15 protein-coding genes are annotated in these 17,875 nt (G+C 41.3%); all 15 read left to right on the top strand.

Going from position 1 to position 17,875, the window contains the following annotated elements; all coding sequences use genetic code 11:
- Positions 1-8: 8 nt before the first annotated feature.
- The 15 genes from pnpS to thrS all read left to right on the top strand — a co-directional run bounded on the left by pnpS (position 9) and on the right by thrS (position 17,601).
- Complete coding sequence (pnpS, locus tag LC036_RS13860) at positions 9-1,739, top strand: two-component system histidine kinase PnpS (RefSeq protein WP_226583644.1); 1,731 nt, start codon at positions 9-11, stop codon at positions 1,737-1,739.
- A gap of 319 nt (positions 1,740-2,058) precedes the next feature.
- Positions 2,059-3,021, top strand: a complete 963-nt coding sequence (gene hflK, locus LC036_RS13855) for an FtsH protease activity modulator HflK (RefSeq protein ID WP_226583642.1) — start codon at positions 2,059-2,061, stop codon at positions 3,019-3,021.
- Positions 3,018-3,947, top strand: coding sequence for a protease modulator HflC (hflC, locus tag LC036_RS13850; RefSeq protein WP_226583639.1), 930 nt, complete (start codon positions 3,018-3,020; stop codon positions 3,945-3,947). Before hflK ends, hflC begins: the two co-directional genes overlap by 4 nt.
- A gap of 311 nt (positions 3,948-4,258) precedes the next feature.
- The gene (gene polA / locus LC036_RS13845) at positions 4,259-6,901 is read left to right on the top strand and encodes a DNA polymerase I (RefSeq protein ID WP_226583636.1); all 2,643 of its coding nucleotides are present in this window, start codon (positions 4,259-4,261) and stop codon (positions 6,899-6,901) included.
- A gap of 17 nt (positions 6,902-6,918) precedes the next feature.
- On the top strand, positions 6,919-7,758 hold the full coding sequence (gene mutM / locus LC036_RS13840) for a DNA-formamidopyrimidine glycosylase (protein WP_226583634.1): 840 nt from the start codon (positions 6,919-6,921) through the stop codon (positions 7,756-7,758).
- Positions 7,759-7,805: 47 nt separating this feature from the next.
- Positions 7,806-8,408 carry a manganese efflux pump gene (locus tag LC036_RS13835; RefSeq protein WP_226583629.1) on the top strand — a complete coding sequence of 201 codons (603 nt, stop codon included), beginning with the start codon at positions 7,806-7,808 and terminating at the stop codon, positions 8,406-8,408.
- Positions 8,409-8,417: 9 nt separating this feature from the next.
- The gene (gene coaE, locus LC036_RS13830) at positions 8,418-9,020 is read left to right on the top strand and encodes a dephospho-CoA kinase (RefSeq protein WP_319004471.1); all 603 of its coding nucleotides are present in this window, start codon (positions 8,418-8,420) and stop codon (positions 9,018-9,020) included.
- Between the two features lie 131 nt (positions 9,021-9,151).
- A complete protein-coding gene (locus LC036_RS13825; protein ID WP_226583624.1) occupies positions 9,152-10,186 on the top strand; it encodes a glyceraldehyde-3-phosphate dehydrogenase in 1,035 nt (344 codons plus the stop codon).
- Between the two features lie 238 nt (positions 10,187-10,424).
- A complete protein-coding gene (gene speD, locus LC036_RS13820; protein ID WP_226583621.1) occupies positions 10,425-10,802 on the top strand; it encodes an adenosylmethionine decarboxylase in 378 nt (125 codons plus the stop codon).
- A 272-nt stretch (positions 10,803-11,074) separates the two neighbouring features.
- Complete coding sequence (locus LC036_RS13815; protein ID WP_226583618.1) at positions 11,075-11,449, top strand: cytosolic protein; 375 nt, start codon at positions 11,075-11,077, stop codon at positions 11,447-11,449.
- A 39-nt stretch (positions 11,450-11,488) separates the two neighbouring features.
- Positions 11,489-11,953: a transcriptional regulator NrdR gene (nrdR, locus tag LC036_RS13810; RefSeq protein ID WP_226583615.1), complete on the top strand. Its 465-nt coding sequence runs from the start codon at positions 11,489-11,491 to the stop codon at positions 11,951-11,953.
- Between the two features lie 67 nt (positions 11,954-12,020).
- The gene (locus LC036_RS13805) at positions 12,021-13,382 is read left to right on the top strand and encodes a replication initiation and membrane attachment family protein (RefSeq protein WP_226583613.1); all 1,362 of its coding nucleotides are present in this window, start codon (positions 12,021-12,023) and stop codon (positions 13,380-13,382) included.
- Positions 13,383-13,403: 21 nt separating this feature from the next.
- A complete protein-coding gene (gene dnaI, locus LC036_RS13800) occupies positions 13,404-14,336 on the top strand; it encodes a primosomal protein DnaI (RefSeq protein WP_226583611.1) in 933 nt (310 codons plus the stop codon).
- A gap of 180 nt (positions 14,337-14,516) precedes the next feature.
- Positions 14,517-15,317, top strand: a complete 801-nt coding sequence (gene ytxC, locus LC036_RS13795) for a putative sporulation protein YtxC (protein ID WP_226583959.1) — start codon at positions 14,517-14,519, stop codon at positions 15,315-15,317.
- A gap of 337 nt (positions 15,318-15,654) precedes the next feature.
- Positions 15,655-17,601: a threonine--tRNA ligase gene (gene thrS / locus LC036_RS13790; RefSeq protein WP_226583608.1), complete on the top strand. Its 1,947-nt coding sequence runs from the start codon at positions 15,655-15,657 to the stop codon at positions 17,599-17,601.
- Positions 17,602-17,875: the final 274 nt, after the last annotated feature.

Below are 17,875 nucleotides of genomic sequence, written 5' to 3'. Positions count from 1 at the left end.
GACCTCTCATGACATATACGATCCTTGTTGTCATCGTCATGTTAGGCTTAGGCATTATCCTGGCTCAGCTTACTAGAGGATATTTTATTAATATCTTCGAGGAGCGGATTGAGCTTGAGAGCCAGTATTTTGTAACTTACCTTGAAAAATTCACAGACGACAAGGATATCAGCGAAGATAATTTGTACAGCTTTAGTGAGCAATTAAATACAGGTATGATTTTTATTTCGGAGAGCGGAGATAAAATTGTTGATACGGTAGAAGCAGTACCTGTAATCAGTAATGAGGAAAAGCAGCTGGTCATTACGCAGGTTAAAGAGAATGATGCAGCCATTAATCAAGGGCAGCTTTTGGATGATATCTTTTATTATCCTGTTCAAAGCCAGGTGGACGGCAATGAGGGGACACTGATCTTACTATCGCCTGTCAAAAGCTTATCGAATATTACAAAAAACATATGGTTATTAATCGGGTGTACCCTTTTACTCGGATTAATTGTCATTTTCGTTCTGGGCTTTAATGTTTTCTCGAAATATGTACGCCCGATCCGCTCGGCAGCTACTGTAGCAACTGAGTTGGCAAAGGGGAACTATAAAGCAAGAACTTATGAAGGTCACTTTGGTGAAGCCGGCCAGCTCAGTCAATCCATTAATATCCTGGCCCGTAACCTTCAGGAAATGACAAGCTCAAAAGGTATGCAGGAGAACCAGCTGGAGGCCGTCATCAATAACATGGGCAATGGTCTAATCTTAATTGATGAAAAAGGTTATGTTCAGCTGTTAAATCGGGCTTTCATTGAGACGTTCGGTGGAGAGCAGAAAAATTATATTGGATATTTATACCATGATGCTATTCCTCACACAACCATTCATGAAACTGTGAAGAAGATTTATATGTTTGAAGAAACGATAAGTGAAACATTTGTCCTGCCGGTCAACATCAATCGTAAACACCTAGAAGTAACGGGCGCACCAATATTTAGTGAAGGGCGTAAGTGGAAAGGTGTTGTATTAGTTTTTCACGACATTACAGAACTCAAGCAGCTGGAACAGATGAGGAAAGACTTTGTTGCCAACGTCTCTCATGAATTGAAAACACCGATAACTTCCATTCGTGGTTTTTCAGAAACACTTCTTGATGGGGCCATGAAAGATGAAAAAATGCTGGATCAATTCCTTCAAATCATTCTTAAGGAAAGTGATCGACTGCAATCCCTTATTCAAGATCTGCTTGAACTTTCCAAGTTAGAACGTGACGATTTTCTATTAAATGTAGAAACCGTAGGGGTTCAACGAATACTAAAAGACTTACTGCCGATTGTGGAGCAGCACGCGGAACAAAAAGGTGTGAAACTAAAGACTTCACTTTCTGGAGATACATTTGTTCAAGGAGATTCAAGCAGACTGAAACAAGTATTTATGAATTTATTAACAAATGCGATCAGCTATACTGGAGATGATGGTGAAGTTACCTTGTCATTTAAAGAAGAAGCGGACACAGTCACGATTTCTGTATCTGATAATGGTGTAGGCATTCCAGAGGAGGAAGTGTCTCGTATCTTTGAGCGTTTCTACCGGGTGGACAAAGCTAGAAGCAGGAACTCTGGCGGCACTGGTTTAGGTTTAGCCATTGTGAAACATATAGTTGAAGCTCATCATGGAACCATTCATGTAGAAAGCGTTGTTGATGAGGGAACGACCTTCCATGTAATGCTTCCTAAGAAGTTTACGGAAAATTAATATTTCATTAAATGTGTGTTAACATTCGACCGTTAGAATGTCATTGAAACCCTTTCATCCAAGGTGTTTTCTATTTTAGGCAGAAGCATCCCTCGCTTCTGCTTTTTTTTATTTCAATTATTTTTCTTCCACATATATGGTCTGGTCCTCAAGCTCCTACTTTATCGGCAAGAGTCCTTGGGTGGAGTCTGTTTTTGCTAGCTGGTCCTTTGAAAGAGCAGATATATAATGAAGAATAGTAGAGACTTCCATAATTCTCTGAAACCTTTTTGTAATGAAACCGTAAATATAGTATTCATACATATAAAGGAGAATTCGAATGAGTCTTAAACAAATCTACAAATTGGCAGGGCTGATTGTCACAGGGATTCTACTCATTGTTGTGTTACTGACAACTTGGTATACAGTAGATGAATCTGAGCAGGCAGTCGTCCTGACCTTTGGTGAGGCAAAGGACGGCATTACAGAGCCCGGCCTCCATTTTAAAATGCCCTGGCCGATACAGGAAGTGGAAAAGATGTCCAAGGAAACTTTCAGTCTGGATTTCGGGTTCAATGATAAGAAAGGCGAAAATGCGGACAAGGTAACCATGATTACTGGAGATGACATGATTGTTCAGGCTGATTTAGTTGTTCAATGGAAGATTACAGAACCCGCTTCTTATCTATTTGCATCTGAAAATCCGAAACAAGTCCTGTTCAACGCCACTTCATCGTCGTTAAGAGGTGTCATAGGAAGCAGTGAAATAGATGAAGCCTTGACTTCAGGAAAAGCAGAAATAGAGAATGAAGTAAGAGAAGGACTCGTGAGTTTGATTGACAGTTATGAAATTGGAATTTCTATTATCGATGTCAGGCTCCAGGAGGTTGATCTGCCCAATAAAGAAGTTCGTGCAGCCTTTACGAAGGTTACTGATGCAAGAGAGCAAAAGCAAAGTAAAATGAACGAAGCGGAAAAATATGCCAATCAAATACGAGAGGAAGCTTTAGGTGAGAAAGATGCCATCCTTCAAAGGGCCAAGGGAGATAAAGTAGAACGTATTCAAGATGCAACAGGTGCGGTATCAAGATTCAATGCGTTACTTAATGAATACGAGGGGAATGAAGCCATTACCCGGGATCGCTTAGTGGTAGAAACTTTGGAAGAAGTTCTCCCTCAGGCAAACGTATACGTGATGAATGATGATGGAAATACAATGAAATACCTTCCACTCAATCAGGCAAATACCCAGAATATAACACCTCCTAAGGCAGATGATAAAGAGGAGAGTGAAGAATCATGAGCGACGAGACAATTAATTCTATAAACGAAAAGCAGCAAAAGGACTTTAAGAAGTTTATAAAAGCCGGGGTAACCTTTGTCGTGCTCATTGGAATTCTCTTAATTGGATTGAATTCAATTGTTATTGTGAAAGAAGGAGAATACAAAGTGGTGCGCCAATTCGGTGATGTAATCCGCATCCATGAAGAACCGGGTCTCAAGTTCAAAGTGCCTCTTATTCAGGAAGTCTCTACTTTATCCAAGAAGAAGATGGTGTATGATGTAGACGAAAAAGAAATTACTACGCTGGATAAAAAACGGATGATCATTGACAATTATGCGGTTTGGAGTATATCAGATCCTGAAGATATGATTGCCAATGCCCGGACAATGATGAGTGCGGAAGCAAGAATGGGAGAGTTTATATTCTCTATTGTCCGCGCAGAGCTTGGGAAAATGAACTTCGCTGAAATCATAAATGAAGAAGAAAGTTCAAGAGGCTTGCTTAATGAAGAAATTACAACAAGGGTAAATGAATATTTAAAGCGTGACAATTACGGGATCGTTGTAGATGATGTCCGAATTAAACGATCTGATCTGCCTGAAGCCAATGAAGAGGCTGTCTTTAATCAGATGATTACCGATCGTGAAAAAATTGCCCAGACTTATTTGTCTGAAGGAGAGGCTGAAAAAAGCAGGATAAGAGCCAACGTGGATAGAGAGGTACAAGAAATGCTTTCTACTGCCCGCGCCGATGCAGAAAAAGTACGGGCAGAAGGAGAACAAGAAGCAGCTCAGATCTACAATGAGGCTTTCTCTAAAGATCCAGAGTTCTATCAGCTCTACCGCACCTTGGAGTCATATAAAAAGACTATTGATGGGGAAACAACTATTATCCTCCCCAAAGATTCACCTTACGCAGAATTATTGCTGGGGTATTACGAATAATAAAAAACACGCCTTTTCCTTCTCTTCTATAATCATGGTAGAATGAAGAAAAAGGCGTTTTATATTGGTTAAACACTGTTGATGTGTATATCTCTTTGACCAACAGGATGGTTTATTGTTCTTTTGGCTGTAGAACAACAGAATCTCCTTATTATAGGGATTGTATAAAGAGGGTTCGACTAATAACCAAAAACCTATTCATTTTGAAAAAAATATAGACCATCTCCGTATGGGAATTCGGGAATAGAACGGGAGAAATGAGCTGTTACATAAGGTAGTTACCGCTCTATTTCATAGTGAGGAGTGATTAAATGGCTGAAAAAGTCGTTTTGATTGATGGAAACAGTATTGCCTACCGCGCATTTTTTGCTTTGCCGCTGTTAAATAATGATAAAGGTGTTTACACTAATGCGGTTTATGGATTTACAACCATGCTGCTTAAAATACTGGAAGAGGACAAACCGGATCACCTTTTGGTGGCTTTTGATGCGGGTAAGACAACTTTCCGACATGAGACCTACAAGGAGTATAAAGGAGGCAGGCAAAAAACGCCTTCCGAACTTTCAGAACAGTTCCCTGTGCTGAAAGAGCTTTTAGATGCCTTTGGTGTGAAATATTATCAGCTTAAAAACTTCGAGGCGGATGATATCATCGGTACATTAGCTACCCAGGCAGGAGGTAAGGGACTGGATGTAAAGGTCATTTCTGGTGATAAAGATCTTCTGCAATTGGTGGATAATCAAATTACAGTTAGTTTGACGAAAAAGGGCATCACAAACGTAGACACCTATACGCCTTCATTTTTGTTAGAAAAAATGGAAGTCCGTCCAGATCAAATCATCGATTTAAAAGCATTGATGGGGGATAGTTCTGACAACATTCCGGGTGTACCAGGGATTGGTGAAAAAACAGCAGTCAAGCTGTTAAAACAGTTTGATACCCTGCAGTCTGTGTATGACCGATTAGATGAGGTTAGTGGTAAGAAGCTAAAAGAAAAGCTTGAAACAAATAAAGAAGAAGCTTTTATGAGTCAACAACTCGTTACAATCGAGCGGGAAGCCCCGATTGAAATTAGTGTATCTGATATAGGATACGAGGGGTATGAAACCCAGAAAGTAAGTAAGTTCTTTAAAGAACTCGGTTTTCAATCGCTGCTCTCAAGAGTTCAGGAAGGTGGGGAAGATGCGGATGGTGAATCCCAGGGCCTCCCTGAAATTGAAATAGAAGTCGTACAAGACATAGAAACTCATCTATTCACAGGTAAAGAAGCCGTAGTTATAGAAATGTTGTATGACAACTACCATACAGCACCTGTTGAAGGAATTGCTATTGTTAACGAAGAGAAGAAATATGTCATATCAATGGATGACGCGAAGGAATCGCCAGCTTTCCGGGACTGGGCTGAGGATCAATCGAAGGAGAAGTGGGTTTTTGACGCAAAACAGACCTCTGTTGCCCTGTTACGCCATGGCATTGAAATTAAGGGCATCACTTTTGATTTGCTGTTAGCGTCTTATTTATTGAATCCTTCTGAGAACAACCACGATATACCTGCAATTGGTCATCGTATAGGAGAAACGGCTGTCCAGTATGATGAAGAGGTATACGGAAAAGGGGCGAAGATGAAACGTCCTGATGACGATGAGGTATTTCATGACCATATCGCAAGAAAAGGAACAATTCTATATAGAATTAAAGAACAAATGGAACAACAGCTTCAAGAAAATGAGCAGTATGATCTTTATAAGGATCTGGAAATGCCTCTGGCGGTCATTCTAGGTCGTATGGAACACCGTGGTGTGAAGGTGGATGTCGATCGACTTGAAAAAATGGGTGATGAGCTTGAAGAGCGTTTAAATAAAGTCGAACAGGAAATTTATGAACTGGCCGGCGAAGAGTTTAATCTAAACTCTCCTAAACAATTGGGTCCAATTCTGTTTGAGAAGCTTGAGCTTCCTGTTATTAAGAAAACGAAAACGGGTTATTCTACTTCTGCTGACGTGTTGGAACAACTAGAGGATAAACATGAAATTATTCCTAAGATTCTATTAAATCGTCAACTTAGAAAGCTTAAGTCTACGTATGTAGAGGGTCTTTTGAAAGTTGTTCATGAAGATACCGGGAAGATACACACACGTTTCAACCAGGCATTGACGCAGACAGGGCGTCTGAGTTCAACAGATCCGAACCTGCAGAATATCCCTATCCGCTTAGAGGAAGGGCGGAAAATAAGACAGGCTTTTGTACCTTCTCAAGAAGGCTGGGTCATGTTTGCCAGTGATTACTCTCAAATTGAACTCCGTGTCCTTGCTCATATTGCGCAGGATGAAAAGTTAATGCAGGCCTTTAGAGAAGACGAAGATATACACACCCAGACAGCCAGCGAAGTGTTTGGAGTGCCGAGTGAAGAGGTCACTGGAGAAATGAGAAGACAGGCCAAGGCCGTGAACTTTGGAATTGTTTATGGTATCAGTGATTATGGACTGTCTCAGAGTCTCGGTATTTCTAGAAAAGATGCACAGGCCTTCATTGATAAGTACTTTGAGAGTTACCCGGGCGTAAAAACGTACATGGATGAGACGGTTCGGGAAGCCAAGGAAACTGGATATGTAAAAACATTCATGAATCGCAGGCGCTACCTTCCGGATATCACGAGCCGGAACTTTAACAAGCGTGGGTTTGCTGAGCGCACAGCTATGAATACACCTATCCAAGGAAGTGCTGCTGACATCATCAAAAAAGCAATGATTGATTTAGAAGGAAAGCTTCAATCAGAAGGATTGGAAGCAAAAGTGCTGCTCCAAGTCCATGATGAACTTATCATTGAAGCTCCAAAAGAAGAAATTACTCAATTAGAAGAGATGGTAGCATCAGTTATGGAAAGCACCGTCAGCCTGGACGTCCCCCTTAAGGTGGACTCGTCTTATGGTGATACGTGGTACGATGCGAAGTAAGTAAGGAGAATGTAGGAATGCCTGAATTACCTGAAGTAGAGACCGTAAGAAAAACCTTGCATCAGTTAGCGCTTGGAAAAGAAATTAAGAGCGTTTCGATTTATTGGGAAAACATCATCAAACATCCCAGGGATCCAGAAGAATTTCAACACCTGCTTCAAGGACAGACCATAAGGGATATTAACCGTAAAGGGAAATTTTTGATTTTTCAATTGGACGATATTGCTCTTGTATCCCATCTAAGAATGGAAGGTAAGTTTGGGGTTTATGACTCACACGAAGAAAAGCCGGCACACACGCATGTGATCTTCCATTTCACAGATGGCACAGAGCTCCGTTACAACGATGTGCGGAAGTTTGGAACCATGCATGCGTTCCCTAAAGGAGAAGAGGCGGTCAATAAGCCCTTAATCCAGTTAGGACCGGACCCTTTTGATGAAGCTTTTACGTTAAACTATTTTCATCAGAAACTAAAAAAAACAAAGAGAAATATGAAAGCCGTTTTATTGGACCAATCTATTGTAGCTGGTCTTGGTAATATCTACGTAGATGAAGCTCTTTTCCGGGCGGGGGTTCACCCGGAGAGAATAGCGAATACATTAACTTTAGAAGAAGCCGAACGTATACGGAACGCAAGTATTCGTGTCATCCTGGAAGCGATTGAACAAGGTGGGACGACGATTCGTTCCTATTTAAACAGCCAGGGAGAGATTGGAATGTTCCAGCAGAAACTCCTTGTTTATGGGAAGCAGGATACAAACTGCGTGAATTGTGGTACACCCATAACTAAAATGAAGGTAAGTGGAAGAGGGACTCATATCTGCCCTCAATGCCAGCCTTTACACACTCATGGGTAAATCCCCATATACTATCCCACAGCTTAAGACGTAAAGGTGTGGGATAGATGGGGATTAGTATGTTTATGTTTCTGTTTGTGACAGCTGTAAGTATAGACAGCTTTGGCATTGGCTGTGTCCTGGGGCTGAAAAAGGTCCGTTTAGCTTTAAGCGGGGTAGTTTTGATTGCCTGCGTATCTGGAGTCATCTTCCTGATTTCCTCTTACTTCGGTCACATCCTCGCGCATGTTGTGTCTGTAGAAGAGGCGGAAAAAATAGGCGCGCTGGCTTTAATTGCCATCGGTGTTTATTTCCTGTGGCAGTTCTTCAAAAAGGAGCGGGGACAAGGGGAAGGGAAGGAACCATGGCTTAATCCTACTAAAGTGCTGAATGATCCTGTATCGGCTGATGTCGACCGTTCAGGGGGAATACGGGGGAAAGAAGTTTGGCTGTTAGGTACAGCTTTGTCCCTCGATACAATAGGGGCTGGTATAAGTGGTGCTCTTATAGGAATTCCCGCTTTATCTACGGCGGTCATGATCACTACAGCTACTTTTTTAATGCTTGGCACAGGAATTCTCAGCGGTTCAAAATTAAGTAATAAAGCAGAAAGTATTTCGATTCTGCCTGGTGTTTTACTTATTATCATCGGCTTAATAAAGCTCTCATAAAGGAAGTGTATGATGACCTTAGTAATCGGACTAACAGGAAGTATTGCAACTGGAAAGAGCACAATTGCACAGATGTTTAAGGATATGGAGATTCCGGTCATCGACGCTGATCAAATCTCAAAAGATGTTGTAGAACCAGGTAAACCGGCTTATCAAGACATTGTCGATGTTTTTGGTCAGGATATTCTTCAAGAAGATAAAAGTATTGACCGCAAAAAACTCGGGAAAATTATTTTTTCCGATGAGACAAAGCGAAACCAGTTAAATCAGATCGTCCATCCACGTGTAAGAGAAGGAATGGTACAGCAGCGGGAATCATACAAAAGTAAGCACGTTCCAGCTGTTGTTTTAGACATTCCGTTATTGTTTGAAAGCAGTCTGACTGATTATGTGGAAAAGACATTGGTGGTTTTTGTGGATGAACAAACCCAGCTTGAGCGGTTAATGGAACGTGATGATTCAAAGCGGGAAGATGCAGAAGAGAGGATCAATGCCCAGATTCCTATAAAAGAAAAGGCGCAGATGGCTGATGCGGTTATTAATAACAATGGAACAGTAGAAGAAAGTAAGAAGCAATTAAGAGACATACTTTATAGGTGGGGCATCGTATAATAACACGTCTGGAAAGACGTGTTATTTTTTTTGTGTAAAGTTATAGAACTTACTTTAAAAGCGTTTCCAATATGTTATACTATTTCTTGAAAACGTTTCAAAAGTATATCACATATATAGGGGGCTGGAACATGGGGAAAACAAAGATCGCCATTAATGGCTTAGGCAGAATTGGACGTATGGTATTCAGGCAGGCTATTTTAGATGAATCAATGGATTTGGTTGCTGTAAATGCGAGTTACCCTGCTGAGACCATCGCTCATATGTTGAAGTTTGATAGTGTTCACGGCCGATTTGATGGAGAAATCAATGTTGCTCCCGACGGCCTGATTGTAAACGGAAAAAAAGTGAAACTGTGTTCAACTAGGAATCCATCGGAACTCCCCTGGAATGAACTGGATATTGATATTGTCATAGAAGCAACTGGTAAATTCAAAACGAAAGAAGAGGCTGCCCTGCATATGGAAGCCGGGGCAAAAAAAGTGATTATTACGGCTCCTGGAAAAGAGGTAGACGCAACCATTGTGATGGGAGTTAATGAAGAGACTTATTCTCCGGGCAGTCATGATGTAATATCAAACGCATCCTGTACAACAAACTGTCTGGCTCCAGTAGTGAAAGTGCTGGAAGATGAATTTGGTGTAGAGAACGGTCTAATGACTACTGTCCATTCATTTACAAATGATCAGAAGAATTTAGATAATCCTCATAAGGATTTACGTAGAGCCCGCGGATGTACGCAGTCCATTATTCCAACGTCAACAGGGGCTGCTAAAGCACTTGGAGAGGTCATTCCAAGCTTAAAGGGCAAGTTGAATGGCATGGCCCTTCGTGTTCCGACGCCCAATGTTTCCTTAGTGGATTTAGTGGTCGATTTGAAGAAAGAAGTAACTGCAGAAGAAGTGAATCAAGCGTTTGCCATGATGGCTGACGGAGGAATGAAAGGTATTTTAGAATACAGTGATGAACCTTTGGTTTCTGTCGATTATACGACATCAGCTTCCTCTGCTATCATAGACGGTCTGTCTACCCAGGTCATTGATAACACAAAAGTGAAAGTATTGGCATGGTATGATAATGAGTGGGGGTACTCCTGCAGGGTCGTTGATCTTGCAAAATATGTAGGAAAACTGATGAAGCAGGAAAAGACTGCACGTGTGTCTTGAATTTCAGCCATTTAATTGTATCCATACTTATGCAGGGAAAATGACGCCATTTGGATATATAAAATAAATCTTGCAAAAAGGGGATAAACCATATATACTTTCTTTTGAACTTCTGAATTTCATATAATTTCATGTCTACTCAAAGGGTTAGGACCTCTCAGGACTAACTTTCCCCCGTGGTAGTACATGGCTGTTATTTCAGAGGGAAGGAAGTTAATGTACAAAGGGGGATCCTACTATGGATACAATGGGAAGACACGTAATTGCAGAATTATGGGATTGTAATGAAACGAAATTGAACGATATGACGTATATAGAACAAGTTTTTGTAGATGCAGCACTAAAAGCGGGGGCTGAAGTGAGAGAAGTTGCCTTCCATAAATTTGCTCCTCATGGGGTTAGTGGTGTGGTCATTATCTCTGAATCACATTTAACGATCCACAGTTTCCCAGAGCACGGGTATGCGAGTATTGATGTATACACATGTGGAGATCGTATTGATCCTAACGTTGCTGCGCTGTATATCGTAGATGCACTTGAAGCAGGCAGGAACGAAACGGTAGAAGTACCAAGAGGAATGGGACCTGTAGAAGTGAAAGAGGCCCGCGCTTTATAATTTTTATAAAAAAAGTCATGCAGATCTTCTGCATGACTTTTTTTAATCATAAGCATTTAAATTAAGGTATTCGTTCTTCGCAGCTTCTTCTTATAAATATAGGGGTGTTTTATACATTTAGAGAGTGAATCTGAAGAAAAAAAGGAGATTCACATTTCTGATATACCAAGTTTTCACTGCAGCCGCGCCTTCAATAGTTACCATTTCTTATTTTTTGAACTCGTGTTAAAATGTAGAGAGATTATGTCGAATAGACTGAAGGAGTTTGGTTAGTGAAAGCATTTATTTCCAGGTATCTCAGCAATCATTCAGAAACTAGTGAAAAGCATAAGGATTCTGCACTTGTCACACACTATTATAAAGCAAGACATGACGAAATTTTTCGAGCGGTGGAAGGCTTGTTTTCAGTCCCTTCTGAAGTAGTGGCAAGCTCTAAAGAGCGTGGGGAGCTGACGGTTAAATATAAAGGGAAAAGAAAGGCTTTTATAGTAGTGACGATCATCATGGTGCGTCCTTTTCAAACGGCCGTTGATTTTTCTGTCACGACAGACTCCGGGGGACCTGTCGATTTCGGGTACAGTCGAAATTTGATTGTTCAGCTTTATAAAAAGCTGGATCATCAGTTTCCTACTGTGGATCCGTCTTAGTACAATGTCGAAAAGAAGACGATGTGGAGTTGATGAAACTTGAAGTGTCCAAATTGCCACTATAAAAGTACGAAAGTTCTTGATTCCAGACCAATTGAAGAAGGTCAGTCAATTAGAAGGCGAAGAGAATGTGAGCAGTGTGACTTTAGATTTACTACGTTTGAACGGATAGAAGAAGTCCCGTTAATCGTGGTGAAGAAAGAGGGCACCAGGGAAGAATTTAGTCGGGAAAAGCTTATGCGGGGATTGATCAGAGCGTGTGAAAAGCGTCCGGTAGCTGTTGAGGCGTTAGAAGGCGTGACTTTAGATATTGAAAAAGAACTTAGAAATCGAGGCGTTTCAGAAGTTCAAAGTGAAGATATCGGTGAAATGGTCATGGAGCGCCTCTCCCAAATTGATGAAGTGGCATATGTTCGGTTCGCATCTGTTTACCGTCAATTTAAAGATATTAATGTTTTTATAGATGAATTGAAAGAATTAATTAAACATGAAAAGGATGAATGAGCCTGAACCGGCTCATTTTCTTTTTCAGGAATATTGAATTGTTTTATGTAAAAAGGAGGTGGAGACGATGAATCATTCGATTGGTAAACTCTTTCCTGTCGATGGGTTTCAAATCTTAAGGTGCGGGGAATTACCAAGAAGTTTTCATCGTTCGTTATCCCATCTGTATCAACCGATTGTAGGCCGGCTGGCAATTTCTTTGTATCATGTATTAGTCAGCGAATCGGATATGCTTGAAGAAAATCAAACACAAACCCACCATACCTTAATGTCTTATCTTTCTGCTCCTCTGGATAAAATATATGAAGCCAGAGGTAAGCTCGAAGCGATTGGATTGTTAAGGTCGTACCGATCTATAGATGAAAATCAGCAAGTGGTCTATTTGTATGCTTTATATCCGCCCTTTTCGCCGGAAGAATTTTTCCTTGATGATATGCTTTCTTTGCTATTAACCCATGAGCTTGGAACGGAAAAATATGAGCGGCTGAAGAAGCGTTTCTTAACTTCTGAGCGGTCTCTGGATGGCTTCACAGAGGTAACGGCCACTTTTGATGAAGTGTTTCACAGCAAAATGATTGAGTCTGTTCAAAAAGAGACGGAGACTCTTTCTCAGCAAAAAACTCAGCATGATTCCCGTGGTCCGCACACATTTACAGGACGGGTCGACTTTGAGTGGCTGCAGCACGCCTTAAAGAAACGGATGTATCCGACTGAACGCATACTGACAGGTAGAAATAGAAAGTTGATCAGCCAGCTGGCTGCTCTGTATGATCTCACGAATACTGAACTTGAAAAGGCGGTTACCTGGGCTATAGATGAAAATCATAATTTAGTGGAAGAAGAGCTGAAGGCAGCATGTCATGACTTCCTTAAAGAACAAAAATCATCTCCTGCATCTGGAGCGAGTATTGATCACCGGGAAAAAGTGAAATCAGATGCATCGACTTCTGCAGGCAGTAAGGAAGATCAGTTTATTAATATGTTGGAACAAATTTCCCCAAGAGAATTGTTAGAAGATGTTTCGCAGGGAAATCATGCTTCAGAACAGGATTTGAAGCTCATACGGGATGTGATGACGGAACAGGGGATGTCCCCGGGAGTTATGAATGTTCTCGTTCATTATGTTTTGCTGAAAACAGATATGAAACTTTCCAAGCCGTACCTGGAGAAAATTGCAAGTCATTGGGCGAGGAAGAACGTGACGACAGTACGTCAAGCGATGAATCTTGCCAAGGCCGAACATCAAAAGTACCAGCAATGGGGTAAGCAGAAATCACAAAAACGCGGGGGGCAGCGGGATGAAGTTATCCCGGTATGGTTTAATAAGCAGGAGACCCCTGCCCAAAAAGAAACAGCTTCCTCTGAGGTGGAAGTGAACACAGAAGATATAGCCGCACGTATAAAGAGGCTCACAAATAAAGGAAATTGAAAATAAGGGATGGTGAAAACCATGGAGCCTATCCAAAAATCTCTAAAAAAATGGATGAAGAATAACAAACAATTTCAACAGCGGATGAACCACATGAAGGAAGAAGTCATGCAGTCTTCAGAAGTTCAAAAGCTTATCAAGGAAAATGATGAGTTGAATGAAGAAGCTATTGAGAGACAATTGATTAAGCTGTATGAATATCGAACCCAGTCTAAAAATTGCGAGAAGTGCCCGACTAGAGAAGAGTGTATTAATATCCTCCCTGGATATGTACCACATTTGGAAGTAGACGGGGCTGATGTGAAGCTCGTTTATGACAAATGCCGCCGACAAAGAAAACATGAGCAACATGAAGAACAGAAGTCTCTAGTCAGGAGTCTGCATATGCCAAGAGAAATTTTGGAGGCATCTCTTGAGAGGATGGACCTTCAAGATCCTGAACGGGGAAGCGCTGTGGAGAAGACGGTTAACTATATTGAAAGCCTCGGGGATGAACTGCCGGGCAAAGGTCTTTATTTCCACGGTCCTTTTGGTGTTGGGAAAACGTATTTCCTGGGTGCGATTGCTAACGAATTGAGCAGTAAAAACATCCCCTCGATGGTCATTTATATGCCCGAGTTTGTTCGCGAAATGAAAGCTTCTATTAAAGATGATTCTCTGAATGATAAGGTGGATGCTTTTAAAGAAGTACCCGTACTGATGCTGGATGATATTGGAGCAGAATCTCAATCCGCATGGTTCCGCGATGAAGTGCTGGGAAGCATCCTTCATTATCGGATGATGGAACGTCTGCCGGTTTTCTTTACCTCAAACTATTCTTTGAGTGAATTAGAGAAAGTATTAATGACCAGTAATCGCGGGGATGTAGAACAGGTGAAAGCCAAAAGAATAACAGAGCGTATTCGACAATTAAGTGATGGTGTATTTGTGAACGGAAAAAACCGAAGAGGTTGAACCTTTTGAAAAAAGGATGTAGATGACATGATTTCCCTTCTTTTATCATAACTATAAGAAAGAAAAGACTGAGTTATGTTTGTGATTTAACTTACGCTTTTTTGAGCGCCTAACTTATCGTAGGCATTGAGTATAGAAATGGTATGAAAGTCGGGATGAGGGGGAATTCTGGTGTTATGCATGCAATTTTCTAAGCGTTCAGATGCGGAAATATTTTATAAGGCCATAGTTTCTGAGCAGGAACTATGGATACTTCAAGAATGTACAGATCACTTTCAAGTGAAACTGATGAATGCGTCCTGTAACGAAACAGCCTATGTGGAGTCGGTCCGAGCTTTTATACAATTAATTCGGAAGCGGAAGATGCTTGGTTGGATGGAAGGGATTCTTAAGTTTGGATACCACTTTGAAGATGCAGAGGAAATCCAGCGTATTCTTGAAATTGGACAAGAGTTTGAGGAGAAACCACCGAGAGGCATCCGCCTGCCGCCAATCTATCAGTACTTACGATCCTATATTCAAGATTATCTACTTATCAAGAATGTAGTGGTATTTGATGAGTTAAGCGCATTATGTCTCGAGAATGTTTATGATTTTCTCATTGAATACACGGGCAGAGTAATTGATGAATACAAACAGGAAGAGTCCTATCAAATGTTAGTGGATTCCTGGAGGCATAGAGTTCATTATAAAGATACGGGGGTTCAGCTGCTTCATTTAGTGGACGATAATGGTCTGTTCTATTTTCATTATGAAGGAAATCCAATTAGTGAATCAGAAATCAAGCTCTACATGAAGCAGTATCCTGATCCTTCTATAGCTGATCTCCCTCTTGAATGGCCTGTTACAACAGCATTGGTTCTTGCGCCGGATGAACTGATCATTTACTCAGATCAATCAGAGGATTCCGACCTTGATCTGTTGATGCGGATTTTTGAGGAAAAAGCTTCCTGGAGACCAAAACGGCAATTTCCATTTTAATCCCCCTTGATTTCCTTTTCGTAAATGGATATAATACGTACATATTAATACAACGGCTTTGAAAAGGACACGAACGGAAAGTGACGCAAGACCAGAGACGGGAGGCAGCGGCTGGAAACTCCCTATTGACGGCTTATCGTTTACCACCTTGGAGCTCTGTCTGTGAACCATTTATAGTAATAGGCAGCGTTTGATCCGCGTTAAGGAGAAAGAGCCGCTTTCAGATATTGATCTGTGCGGGAATTTGGGTGGAACCACGAGTGATAAGCGCTCGTCCCTTAGCTTTTAGCTGAGGGACGGGCGCTTTTTTATATATTTAGAAAAGGAGTGTATTATCATGGCGAATGCGATACAAATCAAATTTCCAGACGGTAACATAAAGGAGTTTGAACAGGGTACGACAGGCGAAGAGATCGCTCAGTCCATTTCACCGGGTTTGAAGAAGCAGGCCCTTGCCATTAAATTGGATGGAGAACCTTACGATTTAAGACGACCAATTGAGCAGGATGGAGAAATTGAAATACTGACTTATAAAAATCCTGAAGGTCTTGAAATTGTACGTCATTCATCCGCACACTTAATGGCTCAAGCCATTAAACGTCTGTATGGTGATGTGAAATTAGGTGTAGGTCCAGTAATTGAGAACGGATTTTATTATGACATTGATATGAAGGAATCCCTAACGCCTGAAGATCTTCCGAAAATAGAAAAAGAAATGCAGAAGATTGTTGATGAAAACTTGGAAATCGAGCGTATCGAACTTTCCCGCGAAGAAGCGATCGAAAAGTATAAAGAAGTAGGAGATCATCTGAAACTTGAGCTGATCGAAGCTATTCCGGAAGGTGAACAAGTAACGATCTACAAGCAGGGCGAATTCTTTGACCTTTGCCGCGGTGTCCATGTTCCTCAGACAAGTAAAATTAAAGTATTTAAACTGCTTAGCATATCCGGAGCCTACTGGCGCGGTGACAGTGACAATCAAATGCTGCAGCGTATTTATGGTACAGCCTTTGAGAAAAAAGTACATCTTGATGAATACTTAACGATGCTTGAAGAAGCCAAGGAACGTGACCATCGTAAATTAGGGAAAGAACTGGACATTTTTACCGTCAATCAAAAAGTTGGTCAAGGACTGCCGATGTGGCTGCCTAAAGGCGCCACAATTCGTCGTACAATTGAACGTTATATTGTAGATACGGAAGAGCGTCTAGGCTATGATCACGTGTATACGCCTGTCCTTGGAAGTGTAGATCTTTATAAGACGAGTGGTCACTGGGATCATTATCAAGATGATATGTTCCCGACAATGGAAATGGATAACGAAGATCTTGTTCTAAGACCAATGAACTGTCCCCACCATATGATGGTTTATAAGAACCAGCTTCACAGCTATCGTAACTTACCAGTTCGTATTGCTGAGCTTGGTACGATGCACCGCTATGAAATGTCCGGTGCCCTCGCAGGGTTGCAGCGTGTGCGTGCGATGACACTGAATGATGCCCACATTTTTGCACGGCCGGATCAATTAAAAGATGAATTCAAGCGTGTGGTTCGTCTTGTTCAGGAAGTCTATCGTGATTTCGGTATCAATGATTATTACTTCCGTTTGTCCTATAGAGACCCGGAGGACAAAGAAAAATACGTCGATAACGATGAAATGTGGAATAAAGCACAGGCAATGCTTAAAGAAACAATGGAAGATATGAAATTAGAATACGTGGAAGCAGAAGGGGAAGCTGCGTTTTACGGTCCGAAACTAGACGTTCAGGTTAAGACAGCGCTTGGTAAAGATGAAACGTTATCAACAGTCCAGCTTGACTTCCATCTTCCAGAACGTTTTGATCTAACGTATGTAGGAGAAGATGGAGGCGATCACCGTCCGGTTGTTATCCACCGTGGTGTGGTATCGACAATGGAACGTTTCGTTGCCTTCCTGATTGAAGAATACAAAGGCGTATTCCCTACATGGCTCGCACCTGTACAGGCGAAAATCATTCCGGTATCCGCAGATGTACACTTAGACCATGCCAAGAAGCTGGAAGATGAACTTCGCGAAGCAGGTGTACGTGTAGAAGTGGATGAGCGTAATGAGAAGATCGGTTATAAAATCCGTGAAGCCCAAATGCAAAAGATCCCATTCCAGCTCGTGGTGGGAGATCGTGAAATTGAAGAAAACGCAGTAAATGTTCGTCGTTACGGAGAGCAGAATTCAGAGACTAAGCCTCTACAAACATTTAAAGAAGAAATCCGCAACGAAATCGATCAGAAACTTCTAAGGAAATAAATAATGAAAACTGCAGACCTCCTGGGTCTGCAGTTTTTTTAAATGCAACATGGCATATCTTTTTTGTTTATTACATAAAAACTTCTTTATCCCAGATTTAATTTTTCTGACTCTGTTAGAGTCTGTGGTTGATTATATGAAAGATTAGGAGCTGCGGCATGTTCATTTTTTGGGGCGGTGGGATTGTTGAACTTATGAGGTCACTTCATTTGCTGGACCGAGGAGGCTCGGAAGCTCCCCACAGGAAAGCGGGTGGTTTCCGCACTACCATACA

This window comes from Halobacillus litoralis (genome assembly GCF_020524025.1).
GTDB lineage: Bacteria > Bacillota > Bacilli > Bacillales > Halobacillaceae > Halobacillus > Halobacillus litoralis_D.
The sequence above is the reverse complement of the archived record's forward strand: the minus strand, read 5'-3'. Positions and strand labels throughout refer to the sequence as shown.

What these genes read in the sequence shown, in the direction of transcription:
- pnpS (WP_226583644.1), top strand. Translation starts at nt 9, where the DNA reads ATGACATATACGATCCTTGTTGTCATCGTCATGTTAGGCTTAGGCATT.
- hflK (WP_226583642.1), top strand. Translation starts at nt 2,059, where the DNA reads ATGAGTCTTAAACAAATCTACAAATTGGCAGGGCTGATTGTCACAGGG.
- hflC (WP_226583639.1), top strand. Translation starts at nt 3,018, where the DNA reads ATGAGCGACGAGACAATTAATTCTATAAACGAAAAGCAGCAAAAGGAC.
- polA (WP_226583636.1), top strand. Translation starts at nt 4,259, where the DNA reads ATGGCTGAAAAAGTCGTTTTGATTGATGGAAACAGTATTGCCTACCGC.
- mutM (WP_226583634.1), top strand. Translation starts at nt 6,919, where the DNA reads ATGCCTGAATTACCTGAAGTAGAGACCGTAAGAAAAACCTTGCATCAG.
- LC036_RS13835 (WP_226583629.1), top strand. Translation starts at nt 7,806, where the DNA reads ATGGGGATTAGTATGTTTATGTTTCTGTTTGTGACAGCTGTAAGTATA.
- coaE (WP_319004471.1), top strand. Translation starts at nt 8,418, where the DNA reads ATGATGACCTTAGTAATCGGACTAACAGGAAGTATTGCAACTGGAAAG.
- LC036_RS13825 (WP_226583624.1), top strand. Translation starts at nt 9,152, where the DNA reads ATGGGGAAAACAAAGATCGCCATTAATGGCTTAGGCAGAATTGGACGT.
- speD (WP_226583621.1), top strand. Translation starts at nt 10,425, where the DNA reads ATGGATACAATGGGAAGACACGTAATTGCAGAATTATGGGATTGTAAT.
- LC036_RS13805 (WP_226583613.1), top strand. Translation starts at nt 12,021, where the DNA reads ATGAATCATTCGATTGGTAAACTCTTTCCTGTCGATGGGTTTCAAATC.
- dnaI (WP_226583611.1), top strand. Translation starts at nt 13,404, where the DNA reads ATGGAGCCTATCCAAAAATCTCTAAAAAAATGGATGAAGAATAACAAA.
- ytxC (WP_226583959.1), top strand. Translation starts at nt 14,517, where the DNA reads ATGCAATTTTCTAAGCGTTCAGATGCGGAAATATTTTATAAGGCCATA.
- thrS (WP_226583608.1), top strand. Translation starts at nt 15,655, where the DNA reads ATGGCGAATGCGATACAAATCAAATTTCCAGACGGTAACATAAAGGAG.